Genomic DNA, 18,291 nt, shown 5'->3' with positions numbered 1-18,291 from the left:
CGGTCCAGCGAATATCCAAAATACCTCCACTCTCAGCTCTGTCAGATATCCTACAAAAGGCCTCTTTGTCTGATGGCTGGCCTGTTGATTCCCCGGTCAGGGGCCGGGAGGAAAGAGCGCCTTCGCCGCAGACCCAGCACGGCCGGAAGGACATCGACCACGGTACCCATTCTCGACCGTGCGACCCCACGGAAACCGTCCAATTCGGAGGACCGCAGGCCATCAAGTCCGGATCACCAGGTCAGGACGGTGCCCACGGTCCGCTGACGAACTGCCCGTTGCCGACGAACGGGCTGACGTTTGGCACGCACCCGCCCAGGCCCATCGTCTGGGTCATCATGACCGGGGCCGGCTTGCCGCGACCGCCACACTTCATGTGGGCGAAGCCGAGGAAGTGGCCGAACTCGTGATTGATCACGCCGGCGTGGTAATCGTCGATGCTGACCGGGTATCCCGGTGAACCCTGGAGCCACCGCCGCAGGTTGATCATGATGGTCTTGCCGTACTTGCAGGAGTAGACGCCCTCGGTGTCGACGCCGCTCGCGCCGCAGAGGCGGTCCACTGTCCTCGGTGTCGCGAGCCGCACGTCGACGTCGACAGTCGAGGTGCCGACCCGTTGGAAGGACCACGACGCCCGGGTCAGGTTCACCGAGGCGTTGGTGACCGGGTGCTGTGCCGACGTGGCCCAGCCGTTCGGTGCGGCCAACACCTGCTCGATGCTCGCGGCGAACCGGTCGGGCTTCCAGGCGGGGATGTCACCCCAGGCGATGCCCTTCTCCACCGAGACGCTGTAGCGCACCCGCTTCTTGCCCTTGCCGATCACGCGACCCTTGCCGGTGGCGGTGGTGAAGGTGCCGGCGGCCCTGGTGGGGATCTGCGCGTCGGTGGGGATCTCCGGAGTCGGGCTGGAGGTTGGCGTGTCGTCGGGGCTCGGAGCGGAGTTCTGCGTACTCGGGCCGGGGCGTGGGACTTCGGCCTGCCCGGACGCCGGTGCCGACAGGCCGCAGGCGGCGGTTGCCAGCACCGCTGCCAACGAGATCGGCAGGAGCAGCCGTCCGTTGATCCGCACGTCGAAACCTCCAGGAGCAATCACGGGTGAGTGAGGAACACCGGAAGGCTACGTGACTGCCTGTAAGGAAACTGTCAGGATGATCGGTGCCGTCGCGCGGGCAAAAGCACATAGATCCGGCATGCGATACCGAGGCAGGTCACCCTAGGTGATCAGGGCTGTCGGTTTGAGCGAGGTCAGGCGGCCGCGACGACGTGGTCGATCACCAGGTGGGCGGCACCGGTGATGCCGACGTCCTGGCCGGCGGCGACCCGTTCGATGAGCAGGGTCTGGGTGGCCAGCGGGAGGCACCGCTCGTAGAGGGTGGCCCGCATGCTGGCCAGCAGCGGCTCGCAGTCGGCGAGCCGACCGCCGATGGCCACCACCTGCGGGTTGAAGAAGTTGACCACCACGGCCAGGATCTCGCCGACGGCGCGGCCGGCCTGCCGGGCGAGTGCGGTGGCCTGCCGGTCACCGTCGTCGATCAGGCGGATCACACCGGTCAGGTCGGAGACCGGCACGCCCTGCTCCCGGAGCGCGGTGACCAGTGCGGCGCCGCTGGCCACCGCCTCCAGGCAACCGGCGTTGCCACAGGTGCACGGCGGCGCGGGGTCGGCCACCACCCGGCAGTGGCTGATGTCCCCGGCCGAGCCCTGCGCGCCCCGGTGCAACCGTCCACTGGAAATCACACCCGAGCCGATTCCGGTGCCAGCCTTGACGTAGACGGCGTGGTCCAACTCGGAATGCGCGGTGCGGTGCGCGCCGAGCGCCATCAGATTGGCGTCGTTGTCCACGATGATCGGTACGTCGACACGGCCGGCGCAGAACGCGGCGACGTCGAAGCCGTTCCAGCCGGGCATCCGCGATGGGCTGACGATCCGCCCGGTGGAGTGCTGCACCGGACCGGGAATCCCGATCCCGACGCCACGGAGCGCACCTCCTGCCGAGCCGCCGGCCGTCGGGGCGCTGCCCACCAGGGTGGCGACCTCGGCGAGTAGCGCGCCGAGCACCGCCTCCGGGCCGTCCTCGATGCGGACCGGCAGGGTGCGGGCCTGGACCACCCGACCGGAGAGATCCAGTGCGCCGACGCGGGCGTGATGCGCGCCGAGGTCGATGGCGCCGACCACGGCACCGCCGGTGGGCACGGCGAGTTGGCGGGGTCGCCGCCCGCCCCGGGACCGCCCGGCGCCGGCCTCCTCCAGCAACCCCTGGCTGATCAACGCCTCGACCCGCTGGGAGACCGTCGACGGGGAAAGCCCGGAGAGGCGGGACAGGTCGGCCCGACTGACGGCCGCTCCGGTGGCCACCCAGCGCAGTAGCTCCCGGGGGCCGCCCCGGAGGGCATCGCGTGGCGCGTCGTCAATCGTCACGTCAGCTTCTTAGCACCCGGAGTTTGTTCAAGCAACCGGTTGACTTAGTTTGCTGGCTACCTTTAGATGGCGCTGTTGGTTCGATATGAAGCTGACTTAGTTTTGTAGTCGAAGGAAGTGAGGCCGTCTGGTGGCACCGGAGACGACGGGTGCGAACCGACCGATGGTGTCGGTACGCGGCCTGAACAAGTGGTTCGGTCCGCTGCACGTGCTCAAGGACATCGACCTCACGGTCGCCGCCGGCGAGGTGGTCGTCGTGGTGGGGCCTTCCGGATCGGGCAAGTCGACACTGTGCCGCTGCCTCAACCGGCTGGAGACCGCCGGGCAGGGCAGCGTCGAGATCGACGGTGAGCCGCTGCCCGCCGAGGGACGCGCGCTGGCCCGGCTACGCGCCGATGTCGGCATGGTCTTCCAGTCCTTCAACCTCTTCGGCCACAAGACGGTGCTGGACAACATCACCCTCGGCCCGACCCGGGTCCGCCGGATCCCCCGACCCGAGGCGCGACAGCAGGCGATGGCCCTGCTGGAGCGCGTCGGTATCGCCGACAAGGCGGACCACCACCCGGCCCAACTCTCCGGCGGGCAGCAGCAGCGGGCCGCGATCGCCCGCGCCTTGGCGATGCAACCGAAGGTGCTGCTCTTCGACGAGCCGACCTCGGCCCTCGACCCGGAAATGGTCAACGAGGTGCTCGACGTGATGGTCTCCCTCGCCGCCGAGGGGATGACCATGATCGTGGTGACCCACGAGATGGGCTTCGCCCGTCGCGCCGCCGACCGGGTGGTCTTCATGGACGACGGCCGGATCGTCGAATCCGGCGCACCCGACGACTTCTTCGCAGCTCCGCGCACCGAGCGGGCCCGCGACTTCCTATCCAAGATCCTCCAGCACTAGCCCCCAACGGGAGGGTGTCATGTCAATCCTCAAGATGAGCTTCACCGGGCGGCGGTCGCTCGCCCTCACCGCCACCGCCGTGGCGGTGGCCCTCGCCGCCACCGGCTGCGGCGGCGACAGCGGCGGCGGCGCTCCGACGCTGCCCGGCAACCCCGGCCTGGGCGGAGACGGCGTGGTCGCCCAGTCGGTGTACGACGCGGCCCCGGTGGCCACCGACGCGGACATCCCGGCCGGTTCGACGATGGAAGCGATCCGCAAGCGCGGCTACCTGAACATCGGCGGATCCCTGGACGCGCCGCTGCTGGCCCAGCAGAACCCGGTCAGCGGCACCATCGAGGGCTTCGACGCCGACATGGCGAAGTTGCTGGCGAAGTACATCATCGGCAAGCCCGAGGTGAAGACGACGACCATCGGCACCCAGACCCGGGAGGCCATGCTCCAGGCCAAGTCGGTGGACGCGGTCTTCCAGACGTACACGATCACCCCGCAGCGGGCCACCCAGGTCGCCTTCGCCGGGCCGTACCTCACCTCCGGCCTCGCCGTCGGGGTCCGCAAGGACGACACCTCGATCAAGAGCGTCAAGGACCTCGCCGGCAAGACCGTGATCGTCGGGGCGAACACCCCCGCCGTCACCGCGCTGCCCTCCGCCGCGCCCGGCTCGAAGCAGATCGCCTTCGGCACCGACCCGCAGGCGTTGCAGGCGCTGCTGCAGAAGCGCGGCGACGCGTACGTGCAGGACTTCACGCTGCTCGCCTCGGGGGCCAAGGCGAACCCGGGGATGAAGGTGGTCGGCGAGCCGTTCACCACCGAGGCCTACGGCATCGGCCTCAACAAGGAGGACGCGCAGTTCAAGGAGTTCGTCAACAACTGGTTGAAGAAGATCCAGGCTGACGGCACCTGGGCGAAGGTCTGGGAAGGCACCCTCGGCTCGGTGGTGGAGGGTGGGGCGCCCACCCCGCCCGCCCTCGGTTCCGCCGACGGCTCCTGAGCAGCCTCTCGTACCGATGGAAGCCCTCACCTCCCACCTGAGCGAGCTTGGCCACGGCCTGGTCACGACGGTCGAACTGACCGTCGTGACCACCGTCGGCGCGATGCTGCTGGGCATCGTCGTGGCCACCCTGCGCATCGCCCCCGTCCCGCTGCTGCGCGCCATCGGCACCGCGTACGTGGAGGTGTTCCAGAACCTGCCGCTGCTGGCGCTACTGGTGCTCTTCGTGTTCGCGCTGCCGACCATCGGCATCACGTTCCCGCTGTTCACCTCTGCCGCGATCGTCATCGCCGTGTACGAGGGGGCGTACCTGGCCGAGGCGATCCGCGCCGGGATCAACACGGTCGGCGTGGGTCAGGCTGAGGCAGCCCGAGCCATCGGGCTCACCTTCGGGCAGTCCCTGCGGCACGTGATCCTGCCGCAGGGACTCCGGGCGGTGATCCAACCGATCGGCAACATCTGCATCGCGCTGCTGATGAACACCTCGCTGGCCGCCGCCGTCGGCGTGGTCGAGCTGACCCAGGCGGCCAACACCGTCAACCTGGTCGAGGCTCAACCGATCGCCGTCTTCACCGGCGCGGGCCTCGCCTACATGCTGCTGGCGCTGATCATCGGTCAGGTCACCGGCCTGCTCGAACGAAGGCTGGCGATCGTCCGATGAACAAGACGCAACAGATCCTCTTCGACGAGCCCGGTCCGCGCGCCCAACGGCGGATCCGGATCGCCACGGTGCTGGGTGCCGTTCTCCTGGTCGGCGCAGTGGTCGCGGCCGTCTACCAGTTCGCCAGCCACGGCGAGTTGGCCGCCGCCCGGTGGGAACCGTTCACCACCTGGCCCATCTGGCGGTACCTGCTCAACGGCCTCTGGGCCACGCTGCGCGCCGCCGCCGCGACCGCAGTGCTCAGCGCCGCGCTCGGACTGCTCCTGGCGCTCGGCCGGCTGTCGACGCACCGACCGCTGCGCTGGCTGGCCGGCGCGTACGTGGAGATCTTCCGGACCGTACCCACCCTGCTGCTGATCTACGTGACGCTGTTCGCGCTGCCGCAGTACGGGTTGAACTTCCCGCTGTTCTGGAAGCTCGTGGTGCCGCTGGTGGTCTCCAACTCGGCGGCCTTCGCGGAGATCTTCCGGTCCGGCATCCTGGCCTTGGACCGTGGCCAGACCGAGGCCGGCCTCGCGGTCGGACTGCGCCGGGGGCAGGTAATGGCGTTGGTGGTCCTGCCACAGGCGCTGCTGCAACTCGCCCCTTCCCTGGTCAGCCAGCTCGTCGGGCTGCTCAAGGACACCTCGCTCGGCTTCGTGGTCAGCTACACCGAGCTGCTCTACAGCGGGCAGGTGCTCTCCTCGTACACCCACCTGCTGATCCAGACGTTCCTGGTGGTGGCGCTGATCTACCTGGTGGTCAACGCCTCGCTGTCGAAGTTCGCCCGCGTCCTCCAGGCCCGCAACGGCCGCTTCGGCGGACGGCGCGGACGGCGGACCGCCGAGCTGCCCCCGCCACTTCTCGAAGGGAACACCCCCCGGTGACCATCTTCCGCTACGCCGAACTGGCCCGGGTCGTGCGCAACGGCTTCGTGGAGAGCCGGCACTACGGCAGCGTCGTGGTGCTCGCCCCGGACGGCACTGTCGCCCTCGCCGCCGGCGTACCCGACGAGCCGGTGCTGCCCCGCTCCACCCTCAAGCCGGTGCAGGCACTGGCCTGCCGGATCGCGGCGGGCGACGAACTGACCGGCCCGGCGCTGGCCCTCGCCGCCGGCAGCCACACCGGAGACGACCGGCACGTCGAGGTGGTACGGGCGATGCTGGCCGGGGCCGGCCTGACCGAGAACGCGCTCGGCTGCCCGGAGGACTGGCCAGAGGACGAACCGACCCGGGAACGGCTGATCCGCGCCGACGGACAGCGCGACCGGATTCGAATGAACTGCTCCGGCAAGCACGCAGCGATGCTCGTCGCCTGCGTCGCCCGGTCCTGGAGCACCCACGACTACCTCGACCCCGACCACCCGCTCCAGCGGGAAACCGCCGCCGCCGTCGCCCGGCTTGCCGGCACGCCGATCGCGCACCACGCCGTCGACGGTTGCGGGGCACCGCTGTTCGGCCTGTCGCTGACCGGCCTGGCCCGCACCTTCCAGGCGTTGGTCACCGCGCCCACCGGCAGCGACGAGGCGCTGGTCGCGCAGGCCATGCGCCAACACCCGGAGTACGTCGGCGGCTGGAACGGGCACCCGAACACCGACCTGATGCGGGCGCTGCCCGGCTTCCTCGCCAAGGGCGGGGCCGAGGGCGTGCTCGCGGTGGCCGCACCGGACGGTCACGCGGTGGCGGTGAAGGCGATCGACGGTTCGCCCCGAGCCACCACAGCCATCGCCCTCGCCGCCCTCGACGCCGTGGGCGTACCGGTGGGTGGAGCCGACGCGCTGCGCCAGGTGCCGGTGCTCGGCGGCGGCGTACCCGTTGGTGCCGTCACGGCCGTCATCGACTGGACCACAGCATCGTCTCGGACCGAAGCGGCATCGCCTCGCACGGAAAAGGAAGAATCATGAACACATTCGAGATCTGCATCGACAGCGTCGAGGGAGCGGTCGCCGCCGAGGAGGCCGGCGCCGACCGGGTGGAGTTGTGCTCCGCGCTCTTCGACGGCGGGCTGACCCCCAGCCTGGGCACCATCGAGACGACGCTGCGCGCGGTCAGCCGGATCCGGGTACACGTGATCGTCCGTCCCCGGGCCGGCGACTTCATCTACTCGCCGTTCGAGATCGAGGCCATGGAGCGGGACGTCCGGGCCGCGGTGGCGGCCGGCGCGCACGGCATCGTGATCGGCGCGTTGACCGCCGAGGGTGACGTCGACGTGCCGACCACCCGCCGGCTGATCGCCGCCGCGGGCGACGCCAGCATCACCTTCCACCGGGCGTTCGACATGACCCGTGAGCCGCACGCGGCGCTGGAGCAGCTGATCGAGCTGGGCGTGCACCGGGTGCTCACCTCGGGGCAGGAGGTCAGCGTGCTGGAGGGTGCCCCGCTCATCGCCGACCTGGTGCGCCGCGCCGCCGGCCGGATCGTCGTCATGCCGGGCGGTGGCATCACCCCGCGCAACATCGCCCGGATCGTCGAGGCGACCGGCGCCGACGAGTACCACTTCGCGGCCCTGGTCAGCTCGGACAGCCCGGCCGTGCACCGCAACCCGGCGCCGCTGATGGGTGGCAGCCTGAACCGGCCCGAGTACGAACGTTCGGGCACCTCGGGCGCCCTGGTCGGCCAGGTGCTCGCCGCCGCCCGCGCCTGACCCAGTCGGCAGCTTCGCCGAGCGGTGGGTCTGGAGAAGCAACCTTCAGGCCCACCGCTCGCGGGTATCAGCCGAGGGGCCAGGCCGCGACGTCACCCCGGTCTGGCGGCGACTGCTCAGTAGCCCAACAGGGCGACGAGCAGCGAGGACACCGCGGCGACCAGGAGCACACCGCCGGTGCCGAGCCCGACCACAGCACTCACCGCCACGGCGCGGGCCCGGGCCACCGGCACCGCCGCGAGGGCCACCACGGTGACGAGCACGGCGACCACATAGATCAACGGATAGTCGATCAGCGCCGCGACCGGGAAGAGGTGCACCCCCACGACGAGGGCGATCCAGGGGGCGGCCAGCTCATTGCGCCGCAGCAGTGCCAGCAGCCCCGCACCGACCGCGGCGGCGCCGAACTCGATGCCGACGACGAGGCCGAAGGTACGGCTGGTGTCGGCGTCGAATGCCGTACCGTCCGACCAGTGACGCCAGGCCAACAGGGCTCCGGCGGCCGCTGTGAGCAGGGAAAGAACCGAACCGGCGATGAGCACCCGCCGCCACCGCTTCGGGGGCGCCTCCTGCGCCCAACCGAACCAACTGGTGGCGAAGAAGCCGAAGACGAACGCCGTCGCCGCCGCGTCTCGGACATGTTCGGTGATCATTGGCTCCCCGATCATTGCCTGGGCTCGACGTCTGCCTTCGCCTCGTCTGTCAGCCACATTGTCGAGCCGCGATCATGATCGCGGTAGATACTGCCGCATCGGGACGGCTGCCCTGCCCGCACCCGCCCCGATCACGCGCCTCCCGACCGTTACGGCCGGTCAGACGGAGCGGCCGGCTAGGCAAGACCTTGATCGCCAGTAGGCCCCTCGCCGTGGTGAGGGGCACAGGCCACCCCCACACCCTTTGCTCTGCACCCCAATAAGCACCAGTCGCAGACCGTAGCCGTCGCGCCCGCGGGTGCAGAGCAAAGGACAACCGACACCCAACACCCCTCACCCCCGGCCACCTCGGGCAGACGCCAACAGAGACACCCAGCAGTCACGCAAAGGACATCAGTGCCGCGTTGACATGGAAGTAGTGGCCTCCGCAGCCTCGGGAGGCCACTACTTCATCGATCGAGCACGATCATGGGACCGTGCGCTGACTCGACGCGATGTCGTTGACGCAGCGCAGCACCGGGCGTGCGGTCAGTGCGGCAGAGTCCAGCGACCGATCCGCCCGCACGGTGAAGGTCGTCGACTCGCCGGGCAGCAGAGTGACAAGGGCCGTGTCCACAGTGGCAGTGGCGTCCAGCCGGTCCGGGAAGAGGGTCAGGTCGCGCAGGACCGTGCGGGCCGTGACCCGGACCCGCTGCCCACCGTCGACCGGCTCGACAGTCGCGTCCCAGGCCGCCGCCGGCCAGTCCACCTCCCGGTCCTCGGCGAAGAACCACAGGGCGCGCTCTGCGCTGCCGCCGGCCTCCGCGACCAGCACCTCGCGCCGAGCATCCTCCGGCCGCGCCAGGTCCGTCGACAGCGCCAGCACCACCGAGGAGTACGCCGCGACGTCGAGGTTGACCGAGGTCTTCGCCCCCGGCTCCCCGGTGAGCGTGAACCGGGTGACCGCGGCCGGCACGGTCCACGCCTCGGCGGTCTCGTTGACGGCTACCAGGGCCAGGCCGCCGTCGCGGGGCTGCACGGTGAGCAGCCGGTCGGCGTACGCGTGGCGCAGCGCGTACCACAGGGGTTTGCGGCGCCCGTCGCCGTCGACTGCCGACCAGGAGGTCACCGGCCAGCAGTCGTTGAGCTGCCAGACGATGGTGCCCGCGCAGACGTCCCGGTGGGAGCGGAAATGTTCCACCCCGAGTTGGATCGCGCGGGCCTGGTTGAGCTGGGTCAGGTAGTGCCAGTCGTCGAAGTCCGCCGGGGTGGGCAGGTGCGCGTCGAGGCCCCGCTGGAGTTTGGCGTCACCGCCGGCCGCCTTCTGGTGGTGTGCCATGCCCGGTGAGTCGTGCGCCAGGGGTTCGTCGCTCAACGCGCGGCGCAGCGTGGCGTACGCCGGTGGGGCCTGGTAGCCGAACTCGGCAACGAAGCGCGGGACGTACTCCCGGTACCTGGTGTAGTCGTGGGTGTTCCACACGTCCCAGATGTGGGTGGTGCCGTGCGCCGGGTCGTTGGGGTGGATCGCCTCGGTGCCCGACCAGGGGCTGCCCGGCCAGTACGGGCGGGTCGGGTCCAGCTCGCCGACGATTCGGGGCAGCACGTCGAGGTAGTAGCCGCGCCCCCAGGTGCGCTCGGCGAGGGCCTGCTGCCAGTCCCAGTCGTGCCAGCCCCAGATGTTCTCGTTGTTGCCGGTCCAGAGCACCAGCGACGGGTACGGCGCGAGCCGGGTGACCTGCTCGGCGGCCTCGGCGGCCACCTCGGTGCCGAACGGCTCCTCCTCCGGGTACGCGGCGCAGGCGAAGAGGAAGTCCTGCTGGACGAGGAGACCGCGCTCGTCGGCGAGGTCGTAGAAGTCCGCCGACTCGTACCGGCCGCCGCCCCAGACCCGGAGCAGGTTGACGTTGGCCGCGAGGGCCTGGTCGAAGCGCTCGGCCAGCCGCTCCCGGGTGATCCGGGTGGGGAACGTGTCGTCCGGGATCCAGTTGACCCCGCGGACGAAGACCGGGACGTCGTTCACCGACAACGCGAACGGGGTGCCGTGCTCGTCGGGTGTGGTGTCCAGCCGCACCGAACGGAAGCCGATCCGGTGCGACCAGCTGTCCAGCGTGTCGCCGTCCGGCGCGTGCAGCGTCACAGCGATCGGGTGGCGGGCCTGCTCGCCGTACCCCCGGGGCCACCACAGCGCCGGCTCGCGGACGGTGAGGGTCAACACGGCAGTGCGCTCCCCGGCCGGGACTACCACCTCGGCGCGGACGCCGGCCACTGCGGCGCGGACGGTCAGCGGGACGTCAGCGACCCGCTCGACCTCGACGTGCACCTCGACCCGGCCGTCGCGACCGTCCATGGTGACCAGTGGACGGACGGTGGCCAGTCGGGCGGTCGACCAGGCGTGCAGGCTGATCTCCTGCCAGATGCCGGCGGCGACCAGTGTCGGCCCCCAGTCCCAGCCGAAGTTGCAGGCCATCTTGCGGATGAAGTGGAACGGCTCCGGGTAGGCGTTCGGCCGGTCGCCGAGCCGCTCCTGCTGTGCCTCGGCGTAGCGGTACGCGGAGTCGAACGTGACGACCAGGTCGTTGTTCCCGTCGCGCAGCAGCCCTCGGACGTCGAACCGGTAGCCGCGGTGCATGTTCGCGGTGCGGCCGACCTCCACACCGTTGACTGCGAGCGTGGCGACGGTGTCCAGGCCGGCACACACCAGGTCGACGCGCTCGTCGTCGCCCGCCCGGTGCACGAATGTGGACTGGTAGACCCAGTCGGTGCGCCCGATCCAGGCCACCGCCCGCTCGTTGTCGTCGAGGTACGGGTCTCCGATCAGCCCGGCGTCGAGCAGATCGGTGTGCACGCAGCCCGGTACTGTCGCCGGCACAGACCTACCGGCGATCTCCTCGGGCACCTGTGCTCCGGGGGCCGCTCGCACTGTCCAACCGTCGTAGAGTGCCTGTCGGCTCACCATGTCACCGCACCTTCCCGCATCGAAAGATGCCGAACTGAACCGGATAAGCTGAGAAACGGTACGGTCCGGAATCCGGGCTGTCAACGGCCAGAGAGCGAAGGAGCACGCCGGTGAAGCGGCCGACCATCGCCGATGTCGCCCAACGCGCCGGGGTGTCAAAGGGCGCCGTGTCGTACGCGCTGAACGGGCAGCCCGGCGTCTCCGAGGCCACCCGGCAGCGCATCCTGGCCATCGCCACGGAGATCGGTTTCAGCCGCAGCAGCGCCGCCCGAGCCCTCTCGGCCGCCACCGCCGGGGCGATCGGCCTGGCCCTGTGCCGACCGGCGCGGACCCTCGGCGTCGAGCCGTTCTTCATGGCGCTGATCAGTGGCGTCGAGGCCGAACTCTCCGCCCGCTCGTACGCGCTGACCCTCCAGGTGGTGGCCGACCCGGACGCCGAGATCGCCGTCTACCGGCGGTGGTGGGGCGAACGACGGGTGGACGGGGTGCTCGTCTGCGACCTGCGCACCGACGACCGTCGCATCCCCGCACTCGAACAACTGCAACTGCCGGCGGTGGTGATCGGCGGCCCCGGCGGCACCGGTGAGCTGGCGAGTCTCTGGTCCGACGACGCCGCCGCGCTGACCGAGACGGTGGAGTATCTGGCCGCGCTCGGGCATCGGCGGATCGCCCGGGTGGCCGGCCTGCCCGACCTGCGGCACACCGAGATCCGCACCGATGCCTTCGCGGCGGTCTGCCAGCGACTCGGCCTGGTCGACGCGGTCACCGTCTGGTCCGACTACACCGGCGAGGAGGGCGGCCGGGCCACCCGCCGGTTGCTCAGCTCGGCCAGCCGGCCCACAGCCGTCATCTACGACAACGACGTGATGGCCATCGCCGGGCTCTCCGTCGCCCAGGAGATGGGCCTGACAGTGCCCGGCGATCTGTCCATCGTGGCGTGGGACGACTCGCCGCTGTGCCGGCTGGTGCACCCGCCGCTGACCGCGCTGGGCCGGGACATCCCGGCGTACGGCGCGCACGCCGCCCGGCAACTGCTCGCCGTCGTCGCCGGGCAGCCGGGCGGGCGGGTGCAGGACGAGACAGCCCACCTCACGCCGCGCGGCAGCACCGCACCGCCCCGGGTGAGATGAACCGGTTCAGCGAGACGCTGAGGGAAACTCCTCGAAGTACGCCTCGACCCGCTCGGCCGTCGCCGGCCGGGCCAGTGCGAACCCCTGCCCGTACCGGCAACCACCCCGGCGCGCCCCCTCGACCTGGGTCGACGACTCCAACTCCTCGGCGACGATCTCGACGCCCAACCGCTCACCCACGTTGACCACCACGTCGATCAGCGGCGGTTGCCCGTCCGGCCGTGCGCCCACCAACTCCGGGCCCACCTTGAGCAGATCGATCGGCAGGCGGCGAAGCTGCGCCAGTGAGGCGTGCTCGGCCCGGAAGTCGTCCAACGCGGTGCGTACGCCCAACGACCGCAGCCCGGCCAGCCGAGCCACCACCGTCGACAGGTCACCGGCGACCCTCGGCTCGCTCACCTCCACCACCAGTCGCTCCGGTGGCACCCCGTACGCGGCCAGCACTGCCGCGAGCCGCTGGACGAAGTCGGGGGTGGTCAGCTCCCGGGTCGTGACGTTGACCGCCATCCACAGCTCCCGGGCGCCCACCGACCAGTCGGACAACTGCCGGCAGGCCCGGTCCAGCACCCACCACTCCAACTCGCCGACCAGGTCCAGGTCCTCGGCGACCGGCAACAACTCGGCCGGGAGCACGGTGCCGAGCACCGGGCTGCGCCACCGCAGCAGCGCCTCCGCGCCCACCGGCTGCCCGTCGGTCAGGTCGACCACCGGCTGGTAGACGAGGTCCAGCTCGCCGCGCGCCACCGCACCGGGCAGCTCGCGCTCCAGGTCGAGCCGGCGCACCAGCTGTTCCTCCAGGAACGCGTCGTACCACTCCACCCGGTCCCGGCCCAGCTGCACGGCCCGTCGTCGGGCCAGCTCGGCCTGCCGGAGCACGTCCGCCGGCCCCGCGCCGCTCACCTCGGCCAACCCGATGCTCGTCTGCACACGCAGCATCGCGCCGGCCAGGCGGTAGGGCGGGCCGAGCGCGCTCAACAGTCGGGTGCCCAGCGCGTAGGCCAGCACCGGGCCGGCGGCCGTGACCACCGCGAAGCCGGTGCCCGTGCACCCGGTGACCAGATCGTCGGGGGCGATGACCGCGCGGGCCCGGTGTACCGCCTCGGCCAGCACGTCCTCCCGGGCCGTCGGGCCGAACCCCTCGGTGCCGTGCAGGTCCACCAGCAGCAGCGCGCCGGCCGGCGCCGGAACGTCGCCGATCGCCGCCAGGGCGTCCAGCAGGGCAGCCCGGTCGCCGCCGCCCGCCGCCGCGGGCCGCCGGCTGAGCCCCGACCACGCGGAACTGTGATCAGGCGACCAGGTCGAGCCGGCGCCCGTGGCGGTTGCCGCGCCCTCCGGGACGCCGAGGGCTCGCTCGGGCGGCGGCTCCGGTGTGCCCGGCCAGCGGCCGGGGGCCGCCCGGCGGTGCCGCAGCGACCGGCCGGCCGGTCGCCGATGAGCGGCCCGCCGAACGGACGTGGACGCGTCACCGGCGCGCAGCAGCTCGCGCAGCACCAGGGGCGGTACCGCCGCCAGGGCCAACAGCACGCTCGTCCGGTCCGGTGCGCGGCCGGCGCCCAGGTGCACACCCGATGCCAGCAGCAGCACCGCCGCGGGGAGCACCGACCGGGGCCAGGCCGCGGCGACCGGCTCCACCGACTCCGTGTCGTCCGCCGCATGCGCCGCGCCGACCGCGACGAGCAACATCCCGAACACCAACGGAGGTACGGCCAGCAGGGCCACCCGGTCGGCCGGCGCGGACGGCAACGTGGCCAGCAGCACCAGCCCGCCCACTGTGAGCAGGACGCCGCCCCGGCAGAGCGCCGCGCCCGAGCGCCGCCGTGGCCCCGCGAACGCGTTCAACGCGGCCATGCCCAACCCGCCGAGCGTCAACGCGGCGGCCAGCCGAACCGGGACCGGTGGGCCGTCGGGGGGCAGCAACAACCAGCCGGCGAGGGCCAGACCGACTGCCGGGCCGGTCGACTCGGCCAGCCACCGCAACCGGACCGAGGCCGCCGCTCGGGACCGGCCGGGGAGCCGGTACAGACCGGCCGTCGAGAGGGCCGCCACGACCAGCGACCCGATCAGCACGGCGAGGGTGTGCCCGATGCCGGCCAGGGGCAGCACGACGGCGGTGAGACCCGCGGCCACCACCGCCGCGTCGAGCAGCACCCCCGCCGCACGCGGTGTCGGATCGGTGCCGCGGCGGGAGGCCAGCCGGGACAGTCGCAACCCGGCGAGCGTGGCACCGGCACCGGCGGCCAGCGCGATCACCACCGAGGGCGGGACCAGGTCGACGGAACCGGCGAGGAGGAGCAGCGCCACCGCCACGGACGTGGCGGCCTCCGGCGCCGCACGGCGGGGGACGAGAACGCGGAACGGGTACGCGAGGAGCACGGCGGTCGCCTTCGTGAGGGGGCACGGGGGCGGTGCGGCGGTGCGGGACATCGGACGTTGCGAGTCCGCTACCCACGATTGGCAACGATGGACGGCCGAATTGGTTACTTGCCGGTCACTCAGGGAAGACAACGACCCGTGTCACTGTACGGCGTACCGCACGCTGCCGGCACCGCCCGCCGCGAGCCGAAACAACCCGAAGTGGGATCATCGGAGGGTGAGTAAGCCCGACACGGTCCGCTTCCGGTACAACCAAGCCATCCTGGTGGCCGCGATCATCGCCTTCGTCGGCGCCCTGCCGCTGGCCAACGCCCAGGACTACCTGCTGCCGGTGCTGCTCGTCCCGCTCGCCGTCGCGGTGTGGGCCTGGCGGGCCGGCACCGACGCCGACGCGCGGGAGCTGCGCATCCGGGCACTGATCGGGCACCGTCGGATCGACTGGGACCAGGTCCTCGAGCTGACCACCGACCAGCGCGGGCGGGCTGTGGCCCGGCTCGACGACGGCCGCCAGGTCGCCCTGCCGGCCGTCCGTGGCGCGGATCTGCCCCGACTGGTCGCGGCGACCGGCCAGCCGCTACCGGACGCTCCGGCGGAGACCCCCGGTCAGTAGCCGTCGACCACCGTGTTGATCAGCGGCTGCCCGGCGGCGAACCGGCGGACCTGATCGCCCACCAGCCGGTAGGCCCGTGGCAGCAGCCCGCGCACCGACCCGCCGACGTGCGGAGTGAGCAGCACGTTCGGCATGACCCAGAGCGGAGAGTCGGCGGGCAACGGCTCCGGGTCGGTGACGTCCAACGCCGCCGAGATCCGACCGGTGCCCAGCTCGGCGACGAGCGCCTCGGTGTGCGCCACCGGGCCCCGGGCGGCGTTGACCAGCAGCGCCCCGTCCGGCATCGCGGCCAGGAACGCCTTGTCGATCAGACCACGGGTCTGGTCGGTGAGCGGCACCAGCACCACCACCACGTCCGCGTCGGGCAGGAGCCGGGGCAACTCCTCGACGGCGTGCACCCCCTGCTCCGGGCGGGCCGTCCTGGCGACCAGCGTGAAGCTCACGTCGAAGGGGGCGAGCCGGTCGCGCACCGCGGAGCCGATCGAGCCGGCGCCGATGATGAGCACCCGCTTACCGGTCAACTCGTCGGTCGGGGCGTTCTCCGCGAACGTCCAGCGCCGCTCGGCCTGCGCGCGGACGAACGCCGGGAACGCCCGCAGCTGGGTGAGGATCGCGGTGACGACCCACTCGGCGGTGGAGGGGTCGTGCACGCCCCGGGCATCGCAGAGCGTGACAGCCGGCGGTGTCCGGCCGGCCCAGGCGTCCGCCCCGGCGGAGAGCAACTGCACCACCGCCAGGTCGGGCAGCTCCCGCAGCACCGCCGTCGCGTCCGAGCCACCCAGGAACGGCGGCACCCAGAAGCGGACGTCCGCCGCCTCGGACGGCATCCGGTCGGTGTGCTCGAAGACCTCCACCGTCACGTCCGCGGGCAGCTCGCCCAGGAGGTTCAGGCCGGCCTGGTGCGGAATCCATACCTTCACGTCCGCCGACGATAGTCCCCGGCGCCGCGGCTGGTGGAGGCACGGCGGCGAACCGGCGTCCCGGGGGATGGCGCGCGGTGTCGAGGCGGGCGAGACTCAGCACACCGATGTTCGACTCCGCCCCCAACGAGGTATAACGAAGGGTCGGAGGGCCGGTCGGCCTCCGCCCCGGCAGACAGGTGCTCGATGACCGACGGCTCCCCCGGCCCCGCCCGGCGTTCGATCGCGCCACCTTCGGTGCTCGGCGACCCGCAGCGGTTGCGCGCGCTCGCCGACACCGGGCTGGACGCCGTCCCGGACGAGGCGTTCGACAGGTTCGCCCGGCTGGTGAGTGACCTGCTCGACGTGCCGGTCGCGCTGGTCTCCCTGGTCTCCGCCGACCGGCAGTTCTTCCCCGGCGCGGTCGGGTTGCCCGAGCCCTGGTCGCAGCGCCGGCAGACTCCGCTGAGCCACTCGTTCTGTCAGCACGTGGTGGACACCGAGGTGCCGATGGTGTTGCCGGACGCCCGGCTCTACCCCCGTGTCCGGGACAACCTGGCCATCGACGACCTCGGCGTGGTCGCGTACGCCGGGATGCCGCTGACCGACCTCTCCGGCCGGGTGCTCGGCTCGCTCTGCGCCATCGACAGCAAGCCCCGCGCCTGGACGGCAGCGCAGCTGCGGACACTGGCCGACCTGGCCGCCGCCTGCTCGTCCGAGCTGCGCCTGCGGATCGCGCTCGACGGCGCGCAGGAGGCCCGGCGGCGGGTCGTGCAGGCGCACGAGCGGCTGGAACTCGTGGCCGGGGTGAGCGAGACGCTGGCCGGCACCCTGGACGTGGGCACCGCGCTGCGCCGGCTCGCCGCCACCATGGTGCCGCTGCTCGCCGACTGGTGCCTGCTCACCCTGATCGGGCCGACCGGCCTGCCCCGCGAGGTGGTCTCGGTGCACCGGGACCCGGCCCGCACGGCGGACGTCGACCGCTTCGGCGAGCTGCTGCGCACCGGGTTGAGCCCCGAGTCGGTCATCCGGGCGGTGCTCCGGACCGGCCAGCCCCGGCTGGGCAGCGTGGCGTCCCTGGCCGACGTCACGAGGGGCACCACGAACCCGGAGATGGCCTCCATCGCCAGTCGGCTGGGCATCGCCTCCTACCTGAGCGTGCCGGTGCGGGGTGTCGGCGGCACGGTGCTGGGGGCGATCACGCTCGTCAACGGTGGCCAACGTCAGCAGTTCGACGACCGGGACCTGCTCACCGCTGTCGACATCGGCCGCCGGGCCGGCCAGGCAGTCGGCAACAGCTCGATGTACGGCGAGCAGCGGCACGTCGCCGAGGTCCTGCAACACAGCATGCTGCCCCGGCTTCCGGTGGTGACGGAGCTCGAGTTGGCGGCCCGCTACCAGCCGGCGGCCGACCGCAACGAGGTGGGCGGTGACTGGTACGACGCCTTCGTGCAGCCCGACGGTGACGTGATCGCGGCGATCGGCGACGTGGCCGGGCACGACATCGAGGCGGCGGCGACCATGGGCCAACTGCGCAACCTGGTGCGGGGCAACGCCTTCGGCCGGCCGGACGCGGTCGGGTCTCTAATGAGCAACCTGGATGGCGCCATCCGCGGCCTGCGGCTGCCGATCGCCGCCACCGCGACGCTGGTACGGATCTGTCCGCAGCACGCCGGTGTGCACGAGGTGACCTGGTCCAACGCCGGGCACCCGCCGGCGCTGGTGGTCCGCGTCAGTGGGGCGGTGGAGGTCCTGGAGGCGACGCCGGAACCGCTGCTCGGCCTGGCCCGCCCGTCGCCCCGGAGCAGCCAGTCGACCGTCCTGGCCACCGGCGACACCCTGCTGCTCTACACCGATGGACTGATCGAACGGCGGGACCGCTCCATCGACGAGGGGTTGGCCGAGCTGGTGGGTCTGCTGACCGGCACCGACACGCTGCCCCTCGACGACCTGTGCGACCTGCTGCTCGCCTCGATCCGGCACCGTGAGGACGACACCGCGTTGCTGGCCGTACGGGCTCGGTGAGCGGTCCACCGGGGATCATCGGGGGGGGTCCTTCGGCACCCGTTGCATCTCGACGGGCCCGGTCGGGTCGCGCGGCGGGCTACCC

General features: G+C 71.8%; 15 protein-coding genes. 9 read left to right on the top strand and 6 right to left on the bottom strand.

The genetic code is table 11. The annotated features are described in order from the left end of the window. Nucleotides 1-241: 241 nt before the first annotated feature. Both OHB44_RS07325 and OHB44_RS07320 read right to left on the bottom strand, forming a co-directional pair. Nucleotides 242-1,069, bottom strand: coding sequence for a DUF3152 domain-containing protein (locus OHB44_RS07325; RefSeq protein ID WP_266303464.1), 828 nt, complete (start codon nt 1,067-1,069; stop codon nt 242-244). Between the two features lie 176 nt (nt 1,070-1,245). Beyond that, nucleotides 1,246-2,418: an ROK family transcriptional regulator gene (locus OHB44_RS07320; RefSeq protein ID WP_238684669.1), complete on the bottom strand. Its 1,173-nt coding sequence runs from the start codon at nt 2,416-2,418 to the stop codon at nt 1,246-1,248. Nucleotides 2,419-2,581: 163 nt separating this feature from the next. Here OHB44_RS07320 and OHB44_RS07315 point away from each other — a divergent pair, with 163 nt between their 5' ends. From OHB44_RS07315 to OHB44_RS07290, 6 genes are read left to right on the top strand one after another with little or no spacing between them, the layout of a single operon-like run. Further along, nucleotides 2,582-3,310: an amino acid ABC transporter ATP-binding protein gene (locus tag OHB44_RS07315; RefSeq protein WP_210781094.1), complete on the top strand. Its 729-nt coding sequence runs from the start codon at nt 2,582-2,584 to the stop codon at nt 3,308-3,310. A 19-nt stretch (nt 3,311-3,329) separates the two neighbouring features. Continuing rightward, nucleotides 3,330-4,298, top strand: a complete 969-nt coding sequence (locus tag OHB44_RS07310) for a glutamate ABC transporter substrate-binding protein (RefSeq protein ID WP_330440011.1) — start codon at nt 3,330-3,332, stop codon at nt 4,296-4,298. A 16-nt stretch (nt 4,299-4,314) separates the two neighbouring features. Further along, nucleotides 4,315-4,959 (top strand): amino acid ABC transporter permease, encoded by a 645-nt coding sequence (locus tag OHB44_RS07305; protein ID WP_091393215.1) that lies wholly within the window; start codon nt 4,315-4,317, stop codon nt 4,957-4,959. Next, nucleotides 4,956-5,825, top strand: coding sequence for an amino acid ABC transporter permease (locus tag OHB44_RS07300; protein WP_238684672.1), 870 nt, complete (start codon nt 4,956-4,958; stop codon nt 5,823-5,825). The genes OHB44_RS07305 and OHB44_RS07300 overlap by 4 nt, the downstream gene beginning before the upstream one ends. After that, complete coding sequence (locus tag OHB44_RS07295) at nt 5,822-6,841, top strand: asparaginase (RefSeq protein ID WP_330440009.1); 1,020 nt, start codon at nt 5,822-5,824, stop codon at nt 6,839-6,841. The genes OHB44_RS07300 and OHB44_RS07295 overlap by 4 nt, the downstream gene beginning before the upstream one ends. Next, the gene (locus OHB44_RS07290; protein ID WP_330440008.1) at nt 6,838-7,581 is read left to right on the top strand and encodes a copper homeostasis protein CutC; all 744 of its coding nucleotides are present in this window, start codon (nt 6,838-6,840) and stop codon (nt 7,579-7,581) included. The genes OHB44_RS07295 and OHB44_RS07290 overlap by 4 nt, the downstream gene beginning before the upstream one ends. Before the next feature lie 116 nt (nt 7,582-7,697). Here the strand turns inward: OHB44_RS07290 and OHB44_RS07285 are convergent, their stop codons facing one another. Together OHB44_RS07285 and OHB44_RS07280 are read right to left on the bottom strand one after the other, a co-directional pair. Then, nucleotides 7,698-8,234 carry a hypothetical protein gene (locus OHB44_RS07285; protein WP_330440007.1) on the bottom strand — a complete coding sequence of 179 codons (537 nt, stop codon included), beginning with the start codon at nt 8,232-8,234 and terminating at the stop codon, nt 7,698-7,700. A gap of 466 nt (nt 8,235-8,700) precedes the next feature. Then, nucleotides 8,701-11,169, bottom strand: a complete 2,469-nt coding sequence (locus tag OHB44_RS07280) for a glycoside hydrolase family 2 protein (protein WP_330440006.1) — start codon at nt 11,167-11,169, stop codon at nt 8,701-8,703. A gap of 110 nt (nt 11,170-11,279) precedes the next feature. Here OHB44_RS07280 and OHB44_RS07275 point away from each other — a divergent pair, with 110 nt between their 5' ends. Continuing rightward, nucleotides 11,280-12,299, top strand: a complete 1,020-nt coding sequence (locus tag OHB44_RS07275) for a LacI family DNA-binding transcriptional regulator (protein ID WP_330440005.1) — start codon at nt 11,280-11,282, stop codon at nt 12,297-12,299. A gap of 6 nt (nt 12,300-12,305) precedes the next feature. Here the strand turns inward: OHB44_RS07275 and OHB44_RS07270 are convergent, their stop codons facing one another. Continuing rightward, nucleotides 12,306-14,672, bottom strand: coding sequence for a GGDEF domain-containing phosphodiesterase (locus OHB44_RS07270; RefSeq protein ID WP_330440004.1), 2,367 nt, complete (start codon nt 14,670-14,672; stop codon nt 12,306-12,308). Between the two features lie 217 nt (nt 14,673-14,889). Here OHB44_RS07270 and OHB44_RS07265 point away from each other — a divergent pair, with 217 nt between their 5' ends. Then, entirely contained in the window at nt 14,890-15,282 is a 393-nt protein-coding gene (locus tag OHB44_RS07265; protein WP_238684679.1) for a PH domain-containing protein, read from the top strand. Here OHB44_RS07265 and OHB44_RS07260 read toward each other — a convergent pair. Further along, nucleotides 15,276-16,202, bottom strand: a complete 927-nt coding sequence (locus OHB44_RS07260) for a 2-hydroxyacid dehydrogenase (RefSeq protein WP_238684680.1) — start codon at nt 16,200-16,202, stop codon at nt 15,276-15,278. The two genes, OHB44_RS07265 and OHB44_RS07260, sit on opposite strands and share 7 nt — an antisense overlap. Nucleotides 16,203-16,388: 186 nt before the next feature. Here OHB44_RS07260 and OHB44_RS07255 point away from each other — a divergent pair, with 186 nt between their 5' ends. Continuing rightward, a complete protein-coding gene (locus OHB44_RS07255; protein ID WP_330440002.1) occupies nt 16,389-18,206 on the top strand; it encodes a SpoIIE family protein phosphatase in 1,818 nt (605 codons plus the stop codon). Nucleotides 18,207-18,291: the final 85 nt, after the last annotated feature.

Source organism: Micromonospora sp. NBC_00821 (assembly GCF_036347035.1).
In the GTDB taxonomy this organism is placed as follows: domain Bacteria; phylum Actinomycetota; class Actinomycetes; order Mycobacteriales; family Micromonosporaceae; genus Micromonospora; species Micromonospora hortensis.
The sequence above is the reverse complement of the archived record's forward strand: the minus strand, read 5'-3'. Positions and strand labels throughout refer to the sequence as shown.

Bases quoted from the DNA above. Each gene is read 5' to 3' on its own strand.
- OHB44_RS07315 (WP_210781094.1), top strand. From the start codon at position 2,582: ATGGTGTCGGTACGCGGCCTGAACAAGTGGTTCGGTCCGCTGCACGTG.
- OHB44_RS07310 (WP_330440011.1), top strand. From the start codon at position 3,330: ATGTCAATCCTCAAGATGAGCTTCACCGGGCGGCGGTCGCTCGCCCTC.
- OHB44_RS07305 (WP_091393215.1), top strand. From the start codon at position 4,315: ATGGAAGCCCTCACCTCCCACCTGAGCGAGCTTGGCCACGGCCTGGTC.
- OHB44_RS07300 (WP_238684672.1), top strand. From the start codon at position 4,956: ATGAACAAGACGCAACAGATCCTCTTCGACGAGCCCGGTCCGCGCGCC.
- OHB44_RS07290 (WP_330440008.1), top strand. From the start codon at position 6,838: ATGAACACATTCGAGATCTGCATCGACAGCGTCGAGGGAGCGGTCGCC.
- OHB44_RS07285 (WP_330440007.1), bottom strand. From the start codon at position 8,234: ATGATCACCGAACATGTCCGAGACGCGGCGGCGACGGCGTTCGTCTTC.
- OHB44_RS07280 (WP_330440006.1), bottom strand. From the start codon at position 11,169: ATGGTGAGCCGACAGGCACTCTACGACGGTTGGACAGTGCGAGCGGCC.
- OHB44_RS07255 (WP_330440002.1), top strand. From the start codon at position 16,389: ATGACCGACGGCTCCCCCGGCCCCGCCCGGCGTTCGATCGCGCCACCT.